At 57.8% G+C, this 19202-nt stretch carries 16 protein-coding genes; 8 read left to right on the forward strand and 8 right to left on the reverse strand.

Annotated features, from left to right (window positions below):
• Window positions 1-114: 114 nt before the first annotated feature.
• Both BLS30_RS04335 and BLS30_RS04340 read left to right on the forward strand, forming a co-directional pair.
• Window positions 115-1710 (forward strand): polyhydroxyalkanoate depolymerase, encoded by a 1596-nt coding sequence (locus BLS30_RS04335; protein WP_076605289.1) that lies wholly within the window; start codon window positions 115-117, stop codon window positions 1708-1710.
• A 292-nt stretch (window positions 1711-2002) separates the two neighbouring features.
• Window positions 2003-2764: a M48 family metallopeptidase gene (locus tag BLS30_RS04340; RefSeq protein WP_052743739.1), complete on the forward strand. Its 762-nt coding sequence runs from the start codon at window positions 2003-2005 to the stop codon at window positions 2762-2764.
• Window positions 2765-2780: 16 nt separating this feature from the next.
• Here BLS30_RS04340 and mbfA read toward each other — a convergent pair whose 3' ends face one another.
• The gene (mbfA, locus tag BLS30_RS04345) at window positions 2781-3761 is read right to left on the reverse strand and encodes an iron exporter MbfA (RefSeq protein WP_090226823.1); all 981 of its coding nucleotides are present in this window, start codon (window positions 3759-3761) and stop codon (window positions 2781-2783) included.
• A gap of 291 nt (window positions 3762-4052) precedes the next feature.
• On the opposite strand from mbfA, the gene BLS30_RS04350 reads away from it, so the two are divergent.
• Both BLS30_RS04350 and BLS30_RS04355 read left to right on the forward strand, forming a co-directional pair.
• Entirely contained in the window at window positions 4053-5903 is a 1851-nt protein-coding gene (locus tag BLS30_RS04350) for a PAS domain S-box protein (RefSeq protein WP_090226825.1), read from the forward strand.
• 192 nt (window positions 5904-6095) lie between these two features.
• Window positions 6096-6575: a GyrI-like domain-containing protein gene (locus BLS30_RS04355; RefSeq protein ID WP_090226827.1), complete on the forward strand. Its 480-nt coding sequence runs from the start codon at window positions 6096-6098 to the stop codon at window positions 6573-6575.
• Window positions 6576-6604: 29 nt separating this feature from the next.
• Here the strand turns inward: BLS30_RS04355 and BLS30_RS04360 are convergent, their stop codons facing one another.
• Window positions 6605-7078: a tellurite resistance TerB family protein gene (locus tag BLS30_RS04360; RefSeq protein ID WP_046477366.1), complete on the reverse strand. Its 474-nt coding sequence runs from the start codon at window positions 7076-7078 to the stop codon at window positions 6605-6607.
• A gap of 122 nt (window positions 7079-7200) precedes the next feature.
• Between BLS30_RS04360 and BLS30_RS04365 the strand changes: the two genes are divergently transcribed.
• The gene (locus BLS30_RS04365) at window positions 7201-7560 is read left to right on the forward strand and encodes a GFA family protein (protein WP_046477365.1); all 360 of its coding nucleotides are present in this window, start codon (window positions 7201-7203) and stop codon (window positions 7558-7560) included.
• Window positions 7561-7622: 62 nt separating this feature from the next.
• Here BLS30_RS04365 and gyrB read toward each other — a convergent pair whose 3' ends face one another.
• The 6 genes from gyrB to rpsT all read right to left on the reverse strand — a co-directional run bounded on the left by gyrB (window position 7623) and on the right by rpsT (window position 16046).
• A complete protein-coding gene (gyrB, locus tag BLS30_RS04370) occupies window positions 7623-10067 on the reverse strand; it encodes a DNA topoisomerase (ATP-hydrolyzing) subunit B (RefSeq protein WP_046477364.1) in 2445 nt (814 codons plus the stop codon).
• 167 nt (window positions 10068-10234) lie between these two features.
• Window positions 10235-11398, reverse strand: a complete 1164-nt coding sequence (recF, locus tag BLS30_RS04375) for a DNA replication/repair protein RecF (RefSeq protein WP_090226830.1) — start codon at window positions 11396-11398, stop codon at window positions 10235-10237.
• Between the two features lie 84 nt (window positions 11399-11482).
• On the reverse strand, window positions 11483-12601 hold the full coding sequence (dnaN, locus tag BLS30_RS04380) for a DNA polymerase III subunit beta (RefSeq protein ID WP_046477362.1): 1119 nt from the start codon (window positions 12599-12601) through the stop codon (window positions 11483-11485).
• A 368-nt stretch (window positions 12602-12969) separates the two neighbouring features.
• On the reverse strand, window positions 12970-14514 hold the full coding sequence (gene dnaA / locus BLS30_RS04385) for a chromosomal replication initiator protein DnaA (RefSeq protein ID WP_046477361.1): 1545 nt from the start codon (window positions 14512-14514) through the stop codon (window positions 12970-12972).
• Between the two features lie 137 nt (window positions 14515-14651).
• Window positions 14652-15095: a rhodanese-like domain-containing protein gene (locus BLS30_RS04390; protein WP_090226833.1), complete on the reverse strand. Its 444-nt coding sequence runs from the start codon at window positions 15093-15095 to the stop codon at window positions 14652-14654.
• Window positions 15096-15773: 678 nt separating this feature from the next.
• Window positions 15774-16046: a 30S ribosomal protein S20 gene (gene rpsT, locus BLS30_RS04395; RefSeq protein ID WP_046477359.1), complete on the reverse strand. Its 273-nt coding sequence runs from the start codon at window positions 16044-16046 to the stop codon at window positions 15774-15776.
• Between the two features lie 313 nt (window positions 16047-16359).
• On the opposite strand from rpsT, the gene BLS30_RS04400 reads away from it, so the two are divergent.
• From BLS30_RS04400 to BLS30_RS04410, 3 genes are all read left to right on the forward strand, one after another.
• Window positions 16360-17742: an MBOAT family O-acyltransferase gene (locus tag BLS30_RS04400; protein ID WP_090226835.1), complete on the forward strand. Its 1383-nt coding sequence runs from the start codon at window positions 16360-16362 to the stop codon at window positions 17740-17742.
• 97 nt (window positions 17743-17839) lie between these two features.
• Window positions 17840-18460 carry a hypothetical protein gene (locus tag BLS30_RS04405; RefSeq protein ID WP_090226838.1) on the forward strand — a complete coding sequence of 207 codons (621 nt, stop codon included), beginning with the start codon at window positions 17840-17842 and terminating at the stop codon, window positions 18458-18460.
• Window position 18461: 1 nt separating this feature from the next.
• Complete coding sequence (locus tag BLS30_RS04410; RefSeq protein WP_052743737.1) at window positions 18462-19184, forward strand: hypothetical protein; 723 nt, start codon at window positions 18462-18464, stop codon at window positions 19182-19184.
• The last annotated feature ends 18 nt before the right edge of the window (window positions 19185-19202 follow it).

The following is a 19202-nucleotide window of genomic DNA, read 5'->3' on the forward strand; positions in this document are numbered from 1 at the left end:
GGAACGTGGCGTCAAAACGACAGGATGACGCACAGTCCACTGACCAAATCATTTTTGTCCACCGTATGAACTGTTGCGTCGCGTCAATGAACGCATGCAAGGGAGAAACAGCACGTGCTCTATCATTGGTACGAGCTGGGCCACGCAGCTGTGAAGCCCGCAAGGGCTGCAGCAGATTCCTATCGAATGTTTTTCAACAATCCGTTCAACCCGCTCTCGCATACAGCCGTTGGGCGGCACGCTGCTGCGGCTTGCGAGGTGTTTGAACGCACAACGCGGCGCTATCACAAGCCTGCGTTTGACATCCCCACCACCCGAATCGGTGAACGAGAGATTGCCGTTCACGAACAGGTGGTCTGGCAGAAGCCCTTCTGTCGCCTTTTGCATTTTGCGCGCGATTTACCATCCGAAGTTTGCGCGCGCGATCCGCGTATTCTCGTGGTCGCGCCCATGTCGGGGCACTACGCGACCCTTCTGCGGGGCACCATCGAAGAGCTGCTCCCGAATCACGAGGTCTTCATCACCGACTGGACGAATGCGCGCGACGTTCCTGTAAGTGCCGGGCGCTTCGATCTCGATGACTACATCGACTACTTGATTGAGATGCTGCACCACCTGAATGGTGATGCGCATCTTCTCGCCATCTGCCAACCGAGCGTTCCGGCTCTCGCCGCCACGGCCATTATGGAAGCTGAGGATGATCCTTGCGCTCCACGCTCGCTCATCCTTGCCGGTGGCCCCATCGATACGCGTATCAGTCCGACAGCGGTGAACCAACTCGCTCAGGAACGCGGCACGGACTGGTTCCGTAGCAACGTCATCGAAACCGTACCTTGGCCGAGCGCCGGCTTTGGGCGCGCTGTCTATCCTGGTTTTCTCCAGCTCACCGGGTTCATGACGATGAACCTCGACCGGCACGTTAGCGCGCACAACGATTTGTTCCATCATCTCGTAACCGGGGATGGCAACTCAGCGGCAAAGCACCGGGCGTTCTATGACGAGTATCTCGCGGTGATGGACCTCACCGCGGAATTCTATTTGCAGACAATCGATGCCGTCTTCGTGCGGCACTCGCTGGCCAAGGGCCAGATGCGCCATCGTGGCCGCCCCATCGACACGAACAAGATTCGCTCAGTTGGCCTGATGACGATCGAGGGCGAGAAAGACGACATTACCGGTCTTGGACAATGCCGCGCCGCGCACAATCTCACGCCGTCGCTCGGTAGTGACCGGAAGTTTCATTTGGAAGTGCCTGAGGTTGGGCACTACGGTATCTTCAACGGTTCACGTTTCCGCTCGGATGTTGCGCCGCGAATCGCGCAGTTCGTGCGTTGTCATGATCCACGTTCGCGACACATCACCACAATGCCTGTCGATTGGCGCAAAGCTGCTGCGAAAGCGCAGCGCCACAATTCGCTGGAGATTTCGTCCGTAGCATTCACGTTCGCGCCGGCGAACGATCTCGCTCCGGATCCTATGGCTAACCGCTTACGCCGGAGCTTCCGGCCCGAGTATGCCGACGATTCCGAGCCCTCCGAGATAAGCAACGCGTATCTCGAGCCGCTTCGTTTGTGGGGGCTGCTTGGGCGCCTCATGATCGACGGCTGGTTTGGTCCTCCCGGGAAGACTGCAATAGAGAACCATGAGGACTTGGATACACACATCTCCGATTCAGCCGCCCAACATCATCGCACAGGTCGCCTCTCTTGAATCTTCCTATAATTCAATTTGCTACCGGAACACGCTCACACTTTAGATCACATTGCGCAGGCACAAACTCGTGGCGCGCAAGGCACATGCCTTGAGGCGCACTTGCAACACCGTTTCAGTTGCGTTTTGCCGATCGACTTTTCCTGCTGGTCTATTGCGGATTGAAGCTGATACGACTCGCTTGCTCGGCGCGTAGCGTTCGTGGGGGAGAACAAGGGTCAAACATATCCTGGCCCAAGTGTCGTGCCCACAAGACTGCCGTCCATCCATTAGTCTCATCGGGGGTTTGCCCATGCGGCGGAGACATGATTCCGCATCGCTGTCGCTTGATGACGCTCAGTTCGAAAATCTTGGCGCACGTGTTGAAGTACGACGCCATCCGCAAGCACGTCGCCTGACGCTGCGGGTGAGTCGAACACAGCGCGCGGTTATCGTAACGCTGCCGTCGCAATGCGAAATCAACGAGGCGAATTCATTTGTCGAACGGCATATCGATTGGGTTCGGGAACGTTTGGGCAGCATCCCCGAACCCGTGCCGTTGGTGAACCGTGCGCTGATGCCGTTGCGTGGCATTCCGCATCGGGTCGTTTTCTGCGGGCGTCGTACGGGCACCGGGTTGGTGACCCCAGTGGAGGGACCGGACTATCGCGAACTCCACGTCTCCGGTCCCTTAGAGCAAGCACCGAAGCGCTTCCGGCAATGGCTCTTCGACGAAGCCCGGCGCGACCTCGACAAGAGCGTCATCATTCACGCCAAACGTCTGGGGCTGAAGCCAAAACGCATCGCTGTTCGCGATCAGAAGAGCCGATGGGGCTCCTGCTCTTCAACGGGCTCGCTTTCGTTTTCCTGGCGTCTCATCATGGCGCCGCCGTTCGTCCTTGATTACGTTGCAGCTCATGAAGTTGCCCACCTGCGCGAGATGAATCACGGCCCTCGCTTTTGGAAGCTTGTCGCGCAGTCTATGCCGCGCATGGATGAAGCAAAGAATTGGCTACAGGTCTACGGCATGGATCTTCACCGATATGGTGCCGAACCCGACGACCTTAGAACCTAAGTCTTCTACCGCTTCGCTAGGCACTGCCGATTAGAATTCCGGCCGAGAACACCAAAGCGCCGCCGAGCACCACCTGGAACGCGGCACGCAAAAACGGTGTCTCCATATAGCGGTTCTGAATCCACGCGATTGCCCACAGCTCGACGAACACAACGACAGCTGCGATGCCAGTCGCCGTCCAGAAATGCGGGATCAGATATGGCAAGGCATGGCCCAATCCGCCGACGGCAGTCATGACGCCCGAGGCGATGCCCCTTTTTACGGGCGAGCCCCGGCCCGAGATCTCTCCATCATCTGAAGCGGCTTCGGTGAAGCCCATAGAGATACCGGCACCGACCGAGGCCGCTAGCCCCACAATGAATGTCGTCCAGGTATCGTGTGTGGCAAACGCCGTGGCAAAAATAGGTGCGAGCGTTGATACGGAACCATCCATCAGGCCGGCCAAGCCAGGCTGAACCCAGGTCAAGACGAACTGGCGATGCGCTTCGTTGTCCTCCTTTGCGCGCGCTTCTTCGTCCAGATATTTGTGCTCAAGGCGGCAAGCGAGTTTTTCATGGCTCGCCTCCGCTGCCGCCAGATCCCCAAGCAGCTTACGTGTATCCGCATCCTTTACGTGCCTGAGCGCAGCCAAGTAGAAATTGTGCGCATCGATCTCCATGTTGCTCACTTCCTGCCGGATGCGATCAATCCCAAGATTCTCGACAAGCCACACAGGACGGCGCGCGTAGTAGCCAGCGACATGCTCGCGGCGGACGAGTGGAATCGTGTCCCCGAAGCGGGCCTTGAAGCGTTCGATCAAACGCTTGCGGTGGACGTCTTCCTCAGCCGCCATGCCCTCAAAAATTGCAGTTGTATCCGGAAAATCCGCGTGCAGCCGTTCCGCATAAGTCCGGTAAATCTGCGCATCGTCTTCCTCAGACGAGATGGCCAGGGCGAGAATCTCCTTCTCGGAAAGATCCGAAAAGTGCCGCCGACCAACGGTGAATCTTGAAAACATTCGTCCTCGCCCCATCCTTATTTTAGAACCGTTCTAATAATGCCGGCATTGGGTACGTGGGGCAAGGCTCAATATTCTGCCTATTCAGTCTGGAGGCGATCTTTCGGCCTCATTTCCTTTTTGTCGGCGCAAAATGCGTCTCCCGCGACGTGAGGAAGCGTGAGGGCGGAGATTAGTAGCGGTTCTTCAGTTTCTCCGTTAGTGTCTTCAACGCACACATTCTTTTTGCGTGGCGTTTCGTGTTCACTTGCAAAAGAATGAAGCCGATCCGTAAGAGGGGTGTTTCGCGTAATGCTTCATCCATCCTCCCTCCCGGCGGTACAGAAGCCCGGCAATCTGAGAACCGTTATTGACGGTCTGGATTGGTCGAAGACGCGTGTGGGCGCCAGACACGGCTGGCCTGCCAGTCTCAAGGCTGCCGTGGATCTCATCCTTCCATCTCCCGTGCCTATGGTGATCCTATGGGGTGAAGATGGCACGATGATCTACAATGATGGCTATGCCGCAATCGCCAGACATCGACACCCTGAAGTGCTCGGCAAAACAGTCCTCGAGAACTTCCCGGAAATAGCTGACTTCCATCGCTACATTCTCGACGAGGTTTTGAGCGGAGCAAGTCTATCTTTTCACGACAAGCATTTCGTGATTGAGACCCACCACTCTCCTAGAGATTTCTGGTTCGACCTCGACTTCAGTCCTATCGCCGACGAAACTGGAAAACCGGCCGGCGTTCTTGCCGTCGTTGTCGACACGTCACCGCGCGTTCGGGCTCAACGCGCACATGAAGAGAGTGACGCACGGCTACGAATGCTTGCAGACAATATCGCCCAGTTCGCATGGACGGCGGACGAAACCGGTAACGTCTTCTGGTTCAACAAACGGTGGTATGAATACACTGGGACAGGGCCGGATGAGGTGGAAGGCTGCGGTTGGCATAAACTCCTGCATCCCGATGATGTCGATCACGTCGTTAAGACAGTTTCTCATTGCTTCGCATCTGGAGAAGCGTGGGAGGACACCTTTCAACTGCGCGGTCGCGATGGCCAATACCGGTGGTTCCTGTCGCGCGCTATGCCGATCCATGATGATGATGGCAGAATTATACAGTGGTTCGGCACCAACACCGACATCACCAAGGAGCGCGAAGCCGCGGCCACCAATGCGCAGCTTGCGACGATCGTCTCGACATCTGCCGATGCCATCATGTCACTCTCACCTGAGGGGGCTATCCTCTCCTGGAATCCTGGCGCGGAACGGCTTCTCGGTTATGGGGCCGAGGAGATCATCGGACGCTCAGAGGCCATCCTGTACCCCAACGGCAGCGAGTCTGAATTTCGCAACCTCTATCTCCAGCTTAAGCAGGGAAAGAGCGTACACCGCGACAGTGTTCGCCGTCATAAGGATGGGACCTCGGTTGACGTCGCGGTGAGTGCCGCGCCTATTCAGCGGCCAGACGGTCGCATCTTCGGTTATTCGGCGGTTCTCCAGGATATCACAGAGCGTAAGCGCGCAGACGCACGTATGCGGCTTGTGACCCGGGAGCTCTCTCACCGAACAAAGAATCTCCTTGCTGTGATTGTCTCCATGGTTCGGCAGACGGCGCGGATGTGCACGGATGTCGAGGCCTATCAAGACGAGTTGGTGCAGCGCCTTCACGCTATGTCGGCGTCACATGACTTACTTGTCGCAGAGGATTGGGCCGGTGCCTCTTTGCGCGAACTGATCGACGCGGTCCTGAAACCTTTCGGAGGTGGTTTCGTTAAAGTCGTGCAAGTTGACGCGCCGAACGCATATCTCAATGCCCATGCCATTCAACATATCGCTCTGGCACTACATGAACTCGCGACCAATGCGGTCAAGTATGGCGCGATGTCCGTTCCAACGGGCCGCGTCCACATCGGCTGGTACTTCGAGGATGACAAAGACCAGCGGCGTTTGAAGTTCACATGGCGCGAGCATGGGGGACCTCCGGTCAAGCGACCGCAGCGCACTGGCTTTGGTCACGTGGTCGTCGCACGCGTTGTTGGACGAGCACTTGAAGCTGATGTCAGCTATGAATTCGCGGAAACCGGTATTATTTGGTCGATTTCAATTCCGACCGATTTCGTCATCACAGAGGGTACTATCCGGCGCGCGGGATGAACGGGCCGCCAATCATCCGTGGTTTGATTTTCCGTTCCCGTGCGAGCTTTTCTCGAAAGAGTGCTTCGCTGCAGAGATATTCCATATTTTGCCCAACATTGGTACTCAATGAGCATGCGCCGCATTCATTCGAAGTTGCCGCGAGAGCTCTAGTGGTCCGTGGCTACGGTCCGTATCGGAGCGGAGTGCTTTATGAGTTACGTCATAGAAGTCGTTACCCTTGAGGCCCAACCAGCTCTTTCCGTTCGCTTCAGGGCGCGACCGGAGGACCTTGGCCGCAAATTTCTTGAATTGCTCCCGCAGGTTCTCGACGTCACAGAATCTCAAAACGGCGAGATGGCCGGCGCGCCTTTTGCGCGCTATCTGGACGTGGCAGGGCCTGAACTCGAGGTTGAAGTCGGGCTCCCGCTGACGACCACGCTTGAGGGCAACGGCCAGGTCCTGAGCAAACCTTTGCCAGGTGGCCCGGCTGTGATGACCTGGCACATTGGGCATTATGAAGAATTGGGTAAGGCGCACGCCGGGCTTGCTGAATGGGTCTCAACCAACCAGCGTGAGGTGGCCGGAGGGCCTTGGGAAATCTATTTCAGCGATCCCAGTGATGACGATGACCCAAAAGGTTGGCGCACACAGGTCGTGCTGCCTCTCATCCCAGAAATCAAGGCTACATAAGCAGGAGCACAGGCCGCCACGGCATGAGCCTACTCGTTGGCTTTGCGGAGTTTTGATTGCGCGAGAACATCCTGCCGTAAGGCGACGGCGTCATGACCCTCAACATCGAGAAGCTGCGCCATAACGGAAACGAGATTACGCTCCTCAGGTCCGATCGTGCCGTCGGCGTTGGCCATCTCCCAGAGTAACCGCACTACGCGCAGACGTCCCTCGCGGTCCATGCTCTTGTGGATCACGCGTGTGAATCTATGCAAATCGACTGCGTTCTCCTGCTGCGCCGTTGCCGTTTCGATGACGGCGTCCACGTCCGAGCCGGAAAGATCGAAGCTGTTGGACAGAATCTCGCGTATTTTTTTGTCTTCAATCCTGCATTGTTCGCCATCCACCTTGGCACAGTGCACGAGAAGGGCCGCGCAGGCGACGTTGAGTTCTCTTTCGTCGAGCTGTTCTACGGTCTGATTCCCGATCAAGCCGTTCAAGAAGTTTTCGATACTGGCAATCATTGTACCTCGATTCATGGCGCAGTAAGAACGCAGCGGCATAGCTCAGGTAAGTTCGAACCAGGTATGAAGCAAGCCCGGTTCAAACGACGAGCCGCCAAAATTAGAGACGCGGAGGAGCTGGAATGACGGAATTGAAAACACTGACCGGTGGCTGCCACTGTGGTGTGGTACGCTTTGAAGCCGAAGCCGATCCCAATCAGGCAATGGAATGCAATTGCTCCCACTGCCAGAGAAAGGGATTCATCCTGACGTTCACTCCGGCTGAAAAATTCCATCTACTCTCGGGCGCAGACAAGCTCACCGAATACCGTTTCAACAAACGTGCGATCGCGCATCGCTTCTGCTCGGTGTGCGGTGTTCAACCCTTCGGCATGGGAACCGGCCCAGACGGTACAGAAACAGCCGCGATCAATCTGCGTTGCATCGACGACATCGATATCGCCACGCTCTCGCCGCAGAAGGTCGACGGGAAAAGCTACTGACGCGTGCAAAAAGCGAGGCCCCGTCAAAGGAGCCCCGCTTTTGGATACGTGTGTCAGAAGCTTTAAACGTCGAGATTGCCGACCAGTAGCGCGTTTTCCTGAATAAACGCGCGACGCGGTTCGACCACATCCCCCATCAGCTTCGAGAAGATCTCGTCGGCCTCATCCAATTCGCCGATCTTCACCTGAAGCAGTGTGCGTGTTTCGCGATCCAGCGTCGTCTCCGCGAGCTGGTCGGCGTTCATTTCGCCAAGACCTTTGTACCGCTGCATCGAGATGCCCTTGCGCCCGCTTTCAAAGACCGCTTCAAGCAGATCGCGTGGTCCGAAAATGTCGATCGTACCGGACTTGCGACGCAGTTTGGCCGGTGCGGAATAGACTTCGCGCAATTGCGCATAGTGTTCGTTCAGCCTCCGAGCGTCGAGCGAGCGTAGCAGCCCCATGTCGAGGGCGTGCGCCTCGGTCACGCCGCGAACTTCCCGCGTCACTAGATATCCGTCATCGGTGAAACTGCCTTCCCAGCCCTTTTCCGTCTCGTCGGCCAGCGTATCGAGACGGCGCGCCAGCTCGTTTGCGATCTCAGCGGCTCGGGCAGGGTCGTCCAGCAAAGCAGGATCGAAGGCACCAGCAATCGTCGCTTGCTCGACCACGAATCGGGCATAGCGTGAATGCAGATCATCTAGGCATTTTGCGGTCCGACGCGCCTCTTCGACAATGGCGCGCAGGTCTGCTCCAGCCCGTTCATTGCTGGAACCGTCGATGAGTACCGTTTCTTCGAGACCATTGTTGATCAGGTAATCTTCAAGACCGCGATGATCCTTCAGATATGTCTCCGACTTGCCGCGCATCACTTTGTAAAGGGGGGGCTGGGCAATGTAGAGATGCCCTCTCTCAATAAGCTCTGGCATTTGACGATAGAAGAACGTCAACAAGAGCGTGCGGATGTGCGCGCCATCGACGTCGGCGTCCGTCATGATGATGATCTTGTGATAGCGCAGCTTGTCGAGGTTGAACTCCTCGCGGCCGATGCCGGTCCCCATTGCTGTGATCAGCGTACCGATTTCTTGTGATGACAGCATCTTGTCAAAGCGCGCGCGCTCAACGTTGAGGATCTTACCTCGGATTGGCAGCACGGCCTGATATTCGCGATTCCGCGCTTGTTTTGCGGAACCACCAGCCGAGTCACCCTCAACGATGAACATCTCGGTGTTTGCCGCGTTGCGATCCTGACATTCGGCGAGCTTGCCCGGCAAATTCGCCATGTCCAAAGCGCCTTTCCGGCGAGTCAGTTCGCGCGCTTTTCGGGCGGCTTCACGTGCCGCTGCAGCCTCGGCGACTTTCGAAACGATACTCCGAGCTTCCTTGGGATGCTCTTCAAACCATGTAGCGAGTTCTTCCGACACGGCGCTTTCGACGATCGGACGCACTTCGGAGGAAACCAGCTTATCCTTCGTTTGGCTTGAGAACTTTGGATCGGGCACCTTGACGGACAAGATGCAGGTCAACCCTTCGCGCGCGTCGTCGCCGGTCATGGAGACGCGCTCTTTCTTCGCGATTCCGCTTTCTTCGGCATAGCGGTTGACGACGCGTGTCAGTGCGCCGCGGAAGCCCGCAAGGTGGGTGCCGCCATCACGTTGCGGAATGTTGTTCGTGAAGCAGAGTACGTTCTCGTGGTAGCTCTCGTTCCACCACAGCGCGGCGTCCACCGTAACACCGTCGCGCTCCGCCCGGATCATGATGGGCTCGGGTAGGAGCGCCGTCTTGCTGCGATCCAGATATTTGACGAACGCGCTGGTCCCGCCTTCGTACATCAGCTCAACGCGGCGAACATCCGCATGGCGCCGGTCTTCCAGAACAATCTTGGCACCGGAGTTGAGGAAGGCCAGCTCGCGCAGGCGATGCTCAAGCGTGTTGAAGTCAAACTCGACCTTCGTGAACGTATTCGGGGAAGGCAAAAACGAGACTTCAGTCCCCTGTTCACCGTTCGCATCACCCACGATTTCCAGCGGCGCTACAGGAACACCATCATTGAACTCGATGAAGTGTTCTTTACCGTTGCGCCACACGCGGCATCTCAGCCACGTCGATAGAGCGTTGACGACAGACACGCCAACACCGTGGAGACCGCCGGACACCTTGTAGGAATTCTGGTCGAACTTGCCGCCCGCATGCAGCTCTGTGAAAACGATCTCGACGGCAGAGCGCTTCGGCTCGTGATCATCGTCGTCCTTGATGCCGACTGGAATCCCGCGCCCGTCGTCCCGTACGGTCGCAGATCCATCCGCATTCAAAGTAACGTTGCACATAGAGGCGTGCCCAGCGAGCACCTCGTCGACAGCGTTGTCGACAGCCTCGTAAATCATGTGGTGCAAGCCGGAGCCGTCATCAGTATCACCGATGTACATTCCCGGACGCTTGCGAACAGCCTCCAACCCCTTCAACATCTTGATGGAATCGGCGCCGTAGTCTTCAGCAATAGGGGTGTTTTCGGCGGGCATCGAGCTCATGCCGTGACAGTCCTTGAAATTGTTTCATCTTGTAGCCGGCACCCTAGCACATCGGCGCGCAAAAGTTGCGAAAATCGAGGGGGGGCAGCACAATATTAAGATAGTTTAAAATTCAATTTTTTCAATGCCTTGCATGCTCATCTGCGTAATGCTGTCGCCATAGAGATTCAGGCGTGTACCGAATGCAATCCGGCATCCGCGACTCGCAACATTGTCGCCTGCCCCGATAGTGCAGAAAATGCGCTGAGATCAGTACCCGTCATCCACGCCTGAGCCCCCAATCTCAGGATCTCAGAGAACAATCCGTCACGTCGCCTATCGTCGAGATGGGCCGTGATTTCGTCGAGCAGAAGCAGCGGTGCGGAGCCCGAATGGCGCATCGCTATCAATTCGGCTTCGGCCATAACCAAACCGATCAGCAGGGCTTTCTGTTCTCCGGTAGAGCTAAGGCGCGCCGGCATGTTCTTGGGCCCGTGAGAGACAATGAGATCCGAGCGGTGCGGGCCTTCGAGGGTACGTCCTGCGGCACGGTCGCGTTCACGCATGCTCGCGAGGCGTCGAGCATAGCTATCCTCGACATCGACGGCCGGAGCAGAGGCGAGTGCCGATTCCAAACTGCCTTCGAGTTCGATGCCACTCCAGGGAAAGGGCGAGTCGGGATCGCGTAGACGTCGCGCGGCGATGACATCGCACAGTCTGCGTACGGTCGATATCCGTGCAGCCGCGATGGCGGTGCCCGCTTCGGCCATGATGATTTCCACTCCCTCGAGCCTGGCATTGTCGCGGACACCGTCCGCCAACAGCCGATTGCGGCTCTGGGTGGCGCGCTCGAAGCGCCCTGCAAGGGAGCGAAAGCCGGGGTCGAAGCACAACACCAGACGGTCCAGAAAGCGACGGCGTTCCGAAGCCGGACCTGTAAACAGTCCGTCCATGGCAGGTGTGAGCCAAACGATCTCGACAAAGTCAGCTAGAGCGCCCGAGCCTCCCGCGGGCTCACCGTCAATGCGCACAACACGCCCCGTACCCGCACGCTGGCCCGCAGCGGCTGACGGGCTGAAACCAGTGCCGATCTCGGCCCGGCCGCTTCGGGAATTCACTCGCGCTGCGACAGCCCAGCCACCATTTGCGCCGGCCCGGAGCAAGTCAGGATAGGGCGCGCGCCGCAAGCCTTGGCCCGGCGCGAGCAAGGAAATGGCTTCCAGGATATTGGTCTTGCCCGAACCATTCAAACCGAACAGCACAATCGGTCCAGGCCCCGTCTCGATCACGACGTGGGCATAGTTGCGAAAATCGGTGAGCGAGAGCCGCTCGAGGGACAAGCTTGGAGCCATGCCTATCTCATCTGCGCTTCAGTAACGCATCCGGCACGCATAGCGTGCGGCCAGACGTAACGCAGATTTTCAACAACGGCGATCCTAGACGCGCATCGGCATGACGACGTAAAGCGCGCTGCCGTCGCTACTGTCGCGGACCATGGCTGGCGAGCCCGGGTCCGACAGCATGAAGCGCGCCTGATCGCCCTCTAGCTGGCCAGCGATGTCCAGCAAATAGCGCGCATTGAAACCGATCTCCAGGGCGCTAGCACCATAGTCGACGCCGATCTCTTCCGTGGCGCTACCGCCTTCTGGATTGTTGACCGACAGCACCAGCTTGTTGCCATCGACGTTGAGCTTCACGGCACGGCCGCGCTCACTGGCGATCGTTGACACGCGGTCGACGGCACTCATGAAATCGGAGTTGGAGACTGTTAGCTCTTTATCGTTGGCCTGCGGAATGACGCGTGCGTAATCCGGGAACGTGCCATCGATCAACTTTGAGGTCAGCGTGACCGTGCCGATCTCGAAACGCACCTTCGTGTCGCTCACGCTTACGGTTACCGAGCCTGCCGAAGCTTCCAGGAGACGGTGCAATTCATTGACCGTCTTCCTCGGGATGATGACGCCCGGCATGCCTTCGGCCCCGGAAGGCAGTGGCAGATCTACCTGCGCGAGTCGGTGACCATCGGTCGCGACCGCGCGTAGCATGGCCCCATCATCGCGTGTAGCCATGTGCAGGTAGATGCCGTTGAGATAGTACCGCGTTTCTTCCGTCGAAATGGCGAACCGGGTCTTCTCAATCAGCCGTTTCAGGTCCGCGGATGACATCTCAAACGTATGCGGCAGGGGCCCAACGGCAATGTCTGGGAAATCCTCGGCCGGCAACAACTGAAGAGCGAACCGTGAGTGACCGGCTGTCAACGTCAAGCGTTCACGCTCCGCTTCGCGCTGTAATTCGACCTGCGCGCCATCGGGAAGCTTTCGCACGATGTCGTGCAGCATATGAGCCGGCACCGTCAAAGTACCCGGTGTTTCCACAGATGCGGGTGCCTCCTCGATCACTTCGCGTTCGAGGTCGGTGGCTTTGAACGAGATGGTCGAGTCTGATGCCTTTAGCAGAACGTTGGACAAAATAGGAATAGTCGTCCGGCGCTCGACGACGCTGGTCACGTGGCCCAGGGCGCGAAGCAACTCGCCCCGCTCGATTACTAGCCGCATGGCTGATCCTCGAATCTTCTTTGTTTCAAAACCAGCCTCTCGAAAAAGACCGTAGGCCGTTTGAGAGATCACCGCGAGAAGTGGTGCATCCTGCTCGTAAAATTACTGCCTTTGTTCGGAAGGGATTCGCGCGGATCGACACTTTGATCTGATAAGCGATGTTTTTTCAAGTGGTGCCTGTGCCGTGCCGGCCCCACTCCCTTTCCAATTTTCACCTTCTAGAGGACATTAGAGGGCCCTTGGGGGCCTCCAATAAGCAAATAGCAGAAGGGTGGTGCCTCGGCACCACCCTCCCCCCGCTTAGGCCGGACGTGCATTGTGCCCTCTTCACGCCAAGCCCAAAAACGTTCTCGACGCGTCACCCTGTCTTAGTGACTGAGCAGTTTCTTCAACTCCTCAATCTCGTCGCGCAGCCGCGGATTGTCAGACAATTGCCCCTCAATTTTGCGGATTGCATGCAAAACAGTGGTGTGATCGCGGTTGCCGAAGCGGCGACCGATTTCAGGCAGCGAACGCTGCGTCAGCTGCTTTGCCAAGTACATGCCGATCTGGCGCGGCCACACAACGGAGCGATGCCGCCGTTGCGAGAGCAAATCGCCCTTCGAAACACCAAAGTGTCGCGAGATGATCCGCAGGATATCTTCAATCTTGATGCGGCGTGGCTCGATGCCCTGAACAAGATCGCGGATCACCGTTTCGGCAATATCCATCGTGATCTGCGTGCGCATGTACTGCCAATTCGCGAACAGACGTATGACCGCACCTTCCAGCTCGCGGCCATTATCGGTGAGCCGCTCGGCGAGTAACCGCAGAACTTCAGGGGCGAGAACGAAAGTTGGGTCGACCGCCTGTTTTTCCGCCAGGCGCATTTCGAGCACTTTCAGGCGAAGTTCATAGTCCAGCGAGCCGAGTTCGGTCACGAGTCCGCGTGCCAACCGCGAACGCATGCGCTCGTTCAGACGCTCAATGTGCGCGGGCGGACGCGCCGATGCGACAACCACCTGCTTACCGCCATCCAACAGTGCATTGATAATATGCTCGAACTCCTGCTCCGTCTGAGCGCCATGCATAAATTCGAGGTCGTCGATGAGCAGAATATCTACCTGCCGGAACTTTTCCTTGAAGGCCAGCGGATCTTCACTGCGCAGCGCTTCGACGAAGCGGTAGCGGAAGCCTTCCGCCGTCAAGTACAGGACTTGAGCGTCAGGCTTACGCCGCTTTACTTCCCAGGCGGTCGCGTGAAGCAGGTGCGATTTGCCGAGGCCGACAGGTGCATGGATAAACAATGGGTTAAACCCGGGGCTTACACCGGAAACAGCTTCGGCAACACGTGTTGCTGCCGCATGCGCAATGCGATTGGATGCGCCAACCACGAACGTGTCGAACGTATAGCGCGGATCAAGTGGTGACCCCTCGAAGCCACCGACGCGTGTCGGCTGCGTGGGAGGCACAAAAACTGGTGCCGCTGCATGATGGTTCGTCGCGGCCGAAGCAACCGGATGCGCTTCATAGCTTTGCGCTTGAGGCGCATCCTGCTGCGCTGGTGTGCGCGACCGACCGGCGCCGCCCGGCTGACGCAATACGACTTCGACGCGCTCAGCGCCCTTAAATTCTGCCTGGCAGCACGCCAGCAAATCTTCGCTGTAGTGCGATTGAATCCAGTTGCGAAGGAACTTCACTGGTACTGAGACCTGTACCGTGCCGTCGTCATACGAGTCGAATTCAAGCGCATTGAACCAGCTCGTATAGACTTCGTCCCCCAACCGCGCGCGCAGCATAGCCCGCGCCTTTTGCCCCGCAGTGCCGCGGACCGCTGACGCCGCAGGTTTCACCGACGTCATAGTGGCCCCTTGAGGATTAGCCACATGACGCGCCGAAATGATCTCGAACTCGTCCTTCCGCACCGTCTGCATTTTCGTAGTCCCCGCTTTACTTAGTTAAATCAGTTACTTTTGCCCTCAGTCTCCGCAGTCTCAGACAAAGCTTTCCCGCTGCTTCCAGCCCTCGCGGAAGCCCGTTTTGCTTATCTGATCTTGCGGAAGGGTGCGCGTTAGCCTTGCACCCACGGGAGCCCAGCCGCTTTCCATCCGGCCTGGGTTCCCCTGTGCCGATGCGCATCGAGAGGTCCCTCGAAGCCATCGGCCACATTGCGGCAGCGCTGGTATCCCTGCGCCGCCATTACTTCAGCCGCATGGCGGCTGCGACTGCCCGATCGGCAGATGAAGAGAAGCTCCGCATCCTTGCCGATCCCGGCCGAACTCAAAAACTCGGAAAGCCGTTCGGAAAATGCGGCATCAACCTGGTTCTCCGGAAAGGATTGCCATTCGATCCGCACGACCTGCTTGCCGAGATTCGACAAATCAGGTAGCCCCACAAATGCCCATTCTGCTCGCGTCCGCACATCGATCAGAATGGTGTCCGCTTCGGAGGACAGGCGCGCCCACGCCTCTTCAACCGAAACGTCCTCTATGTGGATGGAATCACAAGACCCCACTTGCCCCTCCACGCTATGTACTCAGTGCCGCTTGCCCTCTCCGACCGCGTACACTCAACAGTTCTCAAGTATTTGACAAAATTTCCCCGCTGCGCACCGAGCTAATTCAGGCGCAAAAGTGAGCTTTGCCAAATTTAGACGACCCAGCGTGGCCCAGAGTACTTACTCTTCTGCACTGGATACACGACACGTCTTTACGCTGGACTGTTAACAAGACCGCGCTGCCGAACGGCGACGCCCTAACGCCTACTGATACGCGGTGGCGCTGGTGAGGGATATTAATAGGACGTTAACCACAGCGGTGGCAAGCATCGTTTTTCTATGGTTGCGTACACATTTTATTTCAAGAGTGCCGTTTCGGCGGGCCGATCACACCCCTTTTCCAGCAGTGGCCGACTGTGCAAAAGCCTACTGAATCCACAGGCCTGCGGCCGTTCATTCACAGCCATCAGATACAAAAACGGCGCCTCGAAACGAAGCGCCGCAGGAGAGTAGATTTTACTTGATGAGCTGACCGCCAGCCCCGAGTCGGGTGGCCGCCGTAGTGGCGATGGAATAGTCGGGAGGGGCGTATTTTCCGTTACTTAGTGACACTCAGAAAACCATCTAACGAGCCCACTCCGAAATTGATTTGTGGCGAACATGTCACAGCCAGTTCGGGAGCGAAGTTGTCACCGTTTACGCTGGTGCCGACATTCCTTTAACGCGCTGCGTAAGACGGGAGATCTTCCGCGAACCCGTGTTTTTATGAACGATGCCCTTCTGTGCGGCGCGCGCAATCAGGGGTGCAGCAGCACCGAGCGCTTCAAAAGCCTTATCCTGATCACCTGCGGCGATCGCTTCCTCGACCCGACGAATCTCGGTACGCATGTGCGAGCGGCGCGACTTGTTGACGGCGGTGCGCGTGGTGATCTTACGGACGGCTTTTTTTGCCGATTTGGTGTTGGCCATTGAAGTTACGTTCCTTTTTTCGATGCCACATCTCGCCGGCACTGCCTAAATTGGCATTCCGTTTCGCCGATAAAACGAGAGGGCGCAATAGATGAACCGCCCGGAGAACGGACTCCAGGCGGCTGTTGGCTGGGGCCCTTATAAAGCGGGGCGATTCCGCGGTCAACGGCGTTGCATGCGGTCCCATTCGGCTTACTGCGACAAAGACGCCGAAGTTTATTCCATCCTTGAGGGTCGGACGTTTTCCCGCCAATTGCTTAGGGCACCTTCATTTAGAATGGCCTTCTAAACCGCATTCTGCAGGGATCACCCGATGCTTTTTCAAAGCCAGGAGTTTCTCCTCGGGTTGCTCCCTTGCGTCCTCGCGGTCTGGTACGGACTCGCGCGGGCGGGCAGCGTGGTGGGACGCGAATGGGCGCTTATTGCTCTTTCACTCGTATTTTACGGATGGTGGGACGTCCGGTTCGTGCCCCTTCTGTTGGCGCAAACGATTCTGTCCTGGGTCGTGGCGGTTATATTCATTGCCACCGGCCGGCGGGCGCGTTGGCTGATCTGGCTGGCTATCGCAGCCAATCTCGCCGTTCTCGGCTTCTTTAAATACTGGACATTCTTTGCGGAAAGCGTGCTGGTCGGCGTCGGCATCGAGGTGCCGCCGGTTACAATACTTCTGCCTATCGGCATCAGCTTTTTCACGTTCGAGATTATCTCATACCTTGCGGACGTAAGCTGGCATCAAGCCCCGCGCTATCCGTTACGGCGCTTTATCGTCTTTGTATCCTTGTTTCCGCGGCTCATCGCGGGGCCCATCGTCCGGCATCATGAGATTATTCCGCAGCTTGATCTCGATCCGTTGCGAACCGGCGTTGGCGAACGTCTCGCGAAGGGCGCGACGCTGCTTACGATCGGCCTCGCGAAGAAGGTGTTTCTGGCCGACAGCCTCGCCCCCATCGCTGATCGGGCCTTTACGCAGGCCTCCTCCGGCATTCCTGACGTGGCGACAGCGTGGAGTGGCGCCTTGGCGTTTTCATTCCAGCTGTTTCTGGATTTCTCTGCCTATTCGGAGATGGCAATCGGAATCGCGCTGATGCTCGGTCTGACATTGCCCGAGAATTTCCGTGCACCCTATGCAGCCGTCGATCTGCGCGATTTCTGGCGACGATGGCATATGACGCTGTCCCGCTACCTCCGTGACTACGTTTACATCCCTTTGGGGGGCAGCAAACACGGGGTAGGTAGCTACCTTGCCGCAACGATGCTCACCATGGGTCTGTGCGGACTTTGGCACGGCGCGGGATGGACGTTCATCGCTTGGGGTTTCATGCACGGGGTCGGGCTGGTCGTCTGCCGGGCGTGGGGGCAATACGGCGTGCGTCTGCCGTTTTTGTTGTCCTGGGCCATAACGATGGCCTTCGTCGTCATCGGATGGGTTCTGTTTCGCGCTCCGGACTTTTCCACCGCGGCATCCATGCTAGCGGGTATGGCGGGCGCGGGCGGCGGCGCGGGTCAGTTGGAGGGGCTTGGGTTGCTTGCACTCGCAGCGGCCCTATCCACGTTCGGTCCAACGAGCTATGACGTGGTGTCGCAGCGCTTGCGGCCAAATCCGATTTTGGCCGTGGTGACGGCGTTGGTCGCGATAGCTGTCGTCCTTGAAGTGGGCAAAGGGCAGCCGCAGACGTTTATCTATTTCCAGTTTTGACGCGCCTAAGCGGCTGAGGTAGGGAACGGGGCGCGAAATATAGCTTTATCGGCTCGTCCGGGCCGATATGCGCGGAGCGAGACGACGGGGGAAGCAAATGGCATGGGCGATCTGGATCGTCGCACTGACGATTGGACTGGCGGCCATTCTTTGGAGCGCAGCCAACGTCGCGCCTGAGATGCACACGCTGGCCTGCGCGCTGGTGGCGGCGTCTGTTGCGGCAACTGCGATCCTCGACAACCGGAGCCTTTATCGGCGCGCCGCAACGAAGCATCGGATTGCCGCATCGACCGCGACCTATATGGGGCTGGTCTGGACGTGGGGCGCAATCGGGCTTTTCACCACTTACACTCCTATGCTGGACATTCTGCGCTGGAAGGAATGGCTTGTGTTCACGCTGGCCTTCGCAGGCGTAGCCGTCCTCTGCCTAGGATTTGCGTGGGTTATCGCCAGCGACGAAAAACGCGACAGCGGCGAACAGACCATGTTGAACCTCGCCCAGTACCTATCCGTTGGGCAATTGGTAGGAATGGGCATTGCTGCCCTCGGGCTTATCATCGATGGAAAATTCCCCGTCACGGTGAAGAAACAGATCGAATGGCAAGACTGGGCCGCGAACAATATCTTCTTTTTCGGTGCCTTGGCTCTTGCTGCAATCACTGCCAATGCGCTCTATATGACCCGCCAGCAGAGCAAGCAGGAGACTGTCACGAGTTAACTTGGGCAAGGCGCAGAGCGGCAATCTTCTGCGCGCCAACGCCGCGCAGTCCGTCTCCAGGGCTGCTGTTGAAGGAAACACGATGTCACTGCAGCCGCTTATTCCCGGTCTCGTCGTGGTGATGGTCGCCTCGATCGCAATGTTAGTATGGGCTGTCGGCGAGAGCGCCCGGGACCTGGCACTTATCGCGTCGCTCGCGTTCCCTGCGGCGGCAGTCCTGGTCGGGCTTATCGTCAACCGGCGCCTCCCCAAAGGCCTGCCGATCGACGAAACTCATGAAACCATATTTGCTTCGCGGCGAAATGCGCGGCTCATGGCGATGATTTACGCCTGGGGCGCAGCTGCGATCTTTGCCACCTACTCGCTCACGCAACTGTGGTGGTGGCATAGCTGGCAATACGGGTCTGCAATGGCCTTCATCGCCTGTTGCCTGCTTATTTATGTGAACCGCATGGAGAACCTCGATAGCCCCTTAGTGCGGCCGCGTATGCTCGACGCGGCAGCGACGCTTGCGCTCATCCAAGCGGGGGCGATTGTTGCCGGGCTCACCTTTCTCATAGCATCGGGGAAGCTCGGCAGCACCAAGCCGGACTGGCCCGCGAACTACGTCTTTGTTGGCGGCGGTCTCGGGCTCATGCTGGTTTCACTTATTGCGGCACGCACACACCGTAAACTCCGCCATCTTACCGAACGTTCTGCCCAGGTGTCTCCGAGGGCGCATTAACGAGAAGCGCCTCGCATT

The organism is Filomicrobium insigne (genome assembly GCF_900104305.1).
GTDB classification, from domain to species: domain Bacteria; phylum Pseudomonadota; class Alphaproteobacteria; order Rhizobiales; family Hyphomicrobiaceae; genus Filomicrobium; species Filomicrobium insigne.

What these genes read in the sequence shown, in the direction of transcription:
- BLS30_RS04340 (WP_052743739.1), top strand. Translation starts at nt 2,003, where the DNA reads ATGCGGCGGAGACATGATTCCGCATCGCTGTCGCTTGATGACGCTCAG.
- mbfA (WP_090226823.1), bottom strand. Translation starts at nt 3,761, where the DNA reads ATGTTTTCAAGATTCACCGTTGGTCGGCGGCACTTTTCGGATCTTTCC.
- BLS30_RS04350 (WP_090226825.1), top strand. Translation starts at nt 4,053, where the DNA reads ATGCTTCATCCATCCTCCCTCCCGGCGGTACAGAAGCCCGGCAATCTG.
- BLS30_RS04355 (WP_090226827.1), top strand. Translation starts at nt 6,096, where the DNA reads ATGAGTTACGTCATAGAAGTCGTTACCCTTGAGGCCCAACCAGCTCTT.
- BLS30_RS04360 (WP_046477366.1), bottom strand. Translation starts at nt 7,078, where the DNA reads ATGATTGCCAGTATCGAAAACTTCTTGAACGGCTTGATCGGGAATCAG.
- BLS30_RS04365 (WP_046477365.1), top strand. Translation starts at nt 7,201, where the DNA reads ATGACGGAATTGAAAACACTGACCGGTGGCTGCCACTGTGGTGTGGTA.
- gyrB (WP_046477364.1), bottom strand. Translation starts at nt 10,067, where the DNA reads ATGAGCTCGATGCCCGCCGAAAACACCCCTATTGCTGAAGACTACGGC.
- recF (WP_090226830.1), bottom strand. Translation starts at nt 11,398, where the DNA reads ATGGCTCCAAGCTTGTCCCTCGAGCGGCTCTCGCTCACCGATTTTCGC.
- dnaN (WP_046477362.1), bottom strand. Translation starts at nt 12,601, where the DNA reads ATGCGGCTAGTAATCGAGCGGGGCGAGTTGCTTCGCGCCCTGGGCCAC.
- dnaA (WP_046477361.1), bottom strand. Translation starts at nt 14,514, where the DNA reads ATGCAGACGGTGCGGAAGGACGAGTTCGAGATCATTTCGGCGCGTCAT.
- rpsT (WP_046477359.1), bottom strand. Translation starts at nt 16,046, where the DNA reads ATGGCCAACACCAAATCGGCAAAAAAAGCCGTCCGTAAGATCACCACG.
- BLS30_RS04400 (WP_090226835.1), top strand. Translation starts at nt 16,360, where the DNA reads ATGCTTTTTCAAAGCCAGGAGTTTCTCCTCGGGTTGCTCCCTTGCGTC.
- BLS30_RS04405 (WP_090226838.1), top strand. Translation starts at nt 17,840, where the DNA reads ATGGCATGGGCGATCTGGATCGTCGCACTGACGATTGGACTGGCGGCC.